This window comes from Microvirga sp. P4_G7, assembly GCF_056401005.1.
Genome location: NZ_JBFUKD010000962.1, coordinates 1 through 1,079 on the forward strand (window position 1 = coordinate 1; position 1,079 = coordinate 1,079).

The 1,079-nt window shown below is 63.1% G+C and carries 2 protein-coding genes; both read right to left on the reverse strand.

From position 1 onward, the window contains the following. Positions 1 to 218: nucleoside deaminase (locus AC1DT3_RS22235; RefSeq protein ID WP_477467343.1), on the reverse strand; the 218-nt coding region annotated here is incomplete at its 3' end. 42 nt (positions 219 to 260) lie between these two features. Continuing rightward, positions 261 to 1,079 (reverse strand): xanthine dehydrogenase accessory protein XdhC (gene xdhC / locus AC1DT3_RS22240; RefSeq protein ID WP_477467344.1); only part of this gene is annotated, 819 nt, incomplete at its 5' end.

The following is a 1,079-nucleotide window of genomic DNA, read 5'->3' on the forward strand; positions in this document are numbered from 1 at the left end:
TCGTTCAAGTCCTTGCAGGCCTTGCGGATGGCGACGACCTCCGCATGGGCCGTGGGATCGTTGCTGGAAGTGACTTCATTCCACCCCTCGCCGATCACCTTTCCATCGCGGACGATGACGGCGCCGAAGGGACCGCCGGCGCCCTCGTCCATGTGCTGGCGCGACAATGCGACGGCGCGGGCGATATAGATCTGATCGTTGGTATCGACATTGCTCATAGAAAACTCTTTAGCCGTTCGTCGGGAGAGAGGCGAGAGGGGTCACGCGGCGCGCAGGGCCTCGGCCGTTTGCAGAAGCTGCGCCGCGACAGAGGCGGCAATCGTCGCGGGTTCCTTTCCCCGTATTCCGCCGATGCCGATGGGACAGACGAGCGAACGGATATGATCTTCGGACATCGCGATCTTGCGGAAGTGACTCTCGAAGCGAGCGCGTTTGGTTTCGCTGCCAATCAGGCCGACGTATGGAAATCCGCGCTGCAGGGCCGCCGCGGTAATGGCGAGATCGAGCGCATGGTCGTGAGTCATGACGAGGATGAAGGCTCCATCGGGCGCGGCTTCGATTTCGGCCGGAAGATCAGACGCTCGCACTTTCGTGACGTTGGGGGGAACGTGCGATGGAAACGCGGCATCCCGCTCATCGATCCACCGTACAGTGAACGGCAGCGGCGCGAGGGCGAAAACCAGCGCTCGCCCCACATGCCCCGCACCGAACAGCAATACGGGAACGTACGACTCGCCATGCGATTCCAGCCATTCCTTCTCAGCGCTCGGCCCAACAGTTGCCGGCTTCGCGCCGAAGACGATCTCGCGATGGACGCGCTCGTTCTCGAGCCGACACGTCACGTCGAAAGCGCCTGTTTGCTCCGCCTTCGCCAAAGCGGCGAGCATCGCTCCGTCATCGCGGTAGAAGCCCTCGATCAGCATTTTCACGACGCCGCCGCAGCATTGGCCGAGACTGGGCCCCAGGGCCTGGTCGACGAACTTTGCGCCGGTGTCGCGGCGTCTCAACAGATCCTGCGCGAGTTCCATCATGCGCCATTCGAGCCGTCCGCCGCCGACACTGCCATGGAACGCACCGTC